General features: G+C 35.3%; 3 protein-coding genes. All 3 read right to left on the minus strand.

The window, feature by feature from the left end:
- Window positions 1-160 precede the first annotated feature (160 nt).
- Entirely contained in the window at window positions 161-1,108 is a 948-nt protein-coding gene (locus tag ND811_RS19065) for an AlbA family DNA-binding domain-containing protein (RefSeq protein WP_265353568.1), read from the minus strand.
- A gap of 648 nt (window positions 1,109-1,756) precedes the next feature.
- A complete protein-coding gene (locus ND811_RS19070) occupies window positions 1,757-2,044 on the minus strand; it encodes a hypothetical protein (RefSeq protein ID WP_265353567.1) in 288 nt (95 codons plus the stop codon).
- A 50-nt stretch (window positions 2,045-2,094) separates the two neighbouring features.
- Window positions 2,095-2,515, minus strand: a 421-nt coding sequence (locus ND811_RS19075; protein WP_265365554.1) for a hypothetical protein, incomplete at its 5' end; no start/stop codon positions are given.

The following is a 2,515-nucleotide window of genomic DNA, read 5'->3' on the forward strand; positions in this document are numbered from 1 at the left end:
TGGAGACGACGTTTCCCGACCCTGAGTCCCGATGGGACGTTAGGGACTGGCACGGAGTTTGCGGATGCAAACGAGTGACAGAAGGGAAATGTGGCGCAGCCCAAGCGAGGCCTTGTGCCGAAGCGAAGCGTTTCCACGCTGTTAGCCGCAGTAGCCGATATTAACTAAAAAGTTTTTTTATTTCATCCCTAAGAATTTCTTCTGAAATTTCATAGATTCCTGTTTTTTCTATCGTTCCTGCAGTATACAACTTGTAATAGATTTTGATTGGATAAATTTTATCTTCAATTTTTGATATGGTTAAATTTATTGGTGTTACATCAAATTTATAGTTAGGATGGATTACAATTCCGTCTGTAGCAGCGAAATGAATTTCGCCATCATTACTTTGTGGTCGAAGTAATCTTTTTAAACCATGATTGAAATTTCCGAAACCGTGGGCGAAAATTGAGTACGGTGCCAAGGGTTTCAAATTTAAAAAAACATGCTCCGCAACTCCTTTTCCTGTATTTACGATTTGAATTATGATTTGGATATTAATTTTATTCGCATCTCCAGGAGAATTGATAAGCTTATGGGATAATGATAAATTTGCCTTACGACGTCTTCCAAACATATCTTCGAGGTCGAAATGTTCCAAAGGATAAAAGCTAGCACCGCTTCGTTTGTAATAACGTCCATCGATGACAGCCATATGGGGAGGGGAAAGGCTTTCTGGTATTAGGGAAACAGCAAAGCCTATATCATGTATTTGATCTGAAATTAAAATTTTATGTTCTACCTTTTCAACTAGGGGCTGAACATATTCTCCTGTTAACTCATTGAGCCTAGAGTAAAACTGTGAGATGTTTTGGATAGGTTCACATTTTGTGGCACAATCGATATTATTTTCATTCTTTTTTGCCAAAACACCCCAGACTATTAACCCGCCTGCTGAGTTTGCAAATCCTGATAAAGCTTTTGATAAGTTTTTCTTATCATCATCAGACCTGAGTGATCCACCTCTTACAGTTTTGAAGTCAAGGAAAAGTGTTTCTTGTTCCATTTCTTCAACGTAACGTTCTATTGTTGGAATATCTATACTTTGGAATTGTTGTATTAGACTCATAAGTTTTTCGGATATTGCGGCTAACGAAAAAGCTTACCGACGTTCCTCGTAGCTGAGCCTACGGAGTAGGCGTTAGCGTCGGCGCGATATTTGCGGAGGCAAAAATCGTGCCGGAGAGGAATGTGTCGCAGACCGAGCAAGGCCGTAAGTGCCGCAGCGCAGCGGTAAGCGGATGTTAATTGCAGTAGGTTTCTATAGAAATAGATATTATTCGAAAGGGAAATCTCATCAAGAGCGAAAATTTTCGATCCGAATCTTTCTTTTCTTATAAATTTAAATTGGTACTAGCGTATTAAAAACTCATCTTTCTTCGTTTAATGGAAAAATATAAATCGTTAGCAAATCACAGTTTAATAAAAGTTTCTTTGAAGAGAGTTTCCACTATTAAAAGGCAGCTATATATTTATTCCTCAACCCTTTCTAAAGAAAATTTTCGCGCGTTTTTTTTATATGATTTAACCTATTGCAATTAACGAAAAAGCTTACCGACGTTCCTCGTAGCTGAGCCTCAGTAGGAGGCGTTAGCGTCGGCGCGATTTTTGCGGAGGCAAATAAGCGTGCCGGAGAGGAATGTGTCGCAGACCGAGCGAGGCCGTGAGTGCCGAAGCGATGCGGTAAGCGGATGTTAGTCGCAGTTAAGCTATTTAGTTAGATTTTAGTTTCGAAACAGAGATTATTGTTTTCTTTGTATATTTTAACAATGAAATTTCCTTCTATAGATTCTTTTGAGTCTTCTAAATCACCGAAACATACTTTTTTTACTTTATAATCCTTTTTTTCTTCTTTCTTTAGTTTAACAGTTCCAACATAGATGATTTTTCCTTTAAAGTTTTCTGTTTTTTCAAAACGATTTAATTCTTTGTTGTAAGTTATTTTTTCACCTAATGCATAATCTCTTTCAATATCGTAAGTATGAATACTTGGCTTTGTAAACATAATGCAATTCGAGTATAAAATAATAGTCACTATATATAGAAATATAAGTTTCATTTGATTTTCTTTCTTAAAAATCCAGTAGCAATAATTTTATCATCAGTATTTTCGATAGATCCAATTAAAGGAATGAAAAACGCTTTAAATTCAGATTTATAATATTTAGCATTATAGAAAGTTAAATCTTCGATAATATCTTCTTCTTCTAGAAATAGCTGACCAAAGAAATCACGATTTTTATCTACTCTATAAAGTTGTAGGTTACTTTTCACCCAGCTATCGATATAGAAGGTTTCATTTGGGATAGTTATTTTACTCGAATCACCAAATAAAAGAATAATTGGAATTCTCTCTGAATACTGATTTTGAATGTAATTAGTTTTTAAAAATACATTGTTCGATTTTGAACTACATTGAAAAAAAATTAGTAAGATTAAAATTCTACTTTTTGTCATATTTTTGCTTAATTGCGAC

The organism is Leptospira soteropolitanensis, from assembly GCF_026151655.1.
GTDB classification, from domain to species: Bacteria; Spirochaetota; Leptospiria; order Leptospirales; family Leptospiraceae; genus Leptospira_A; species Leptospira_A soteropolitanensis.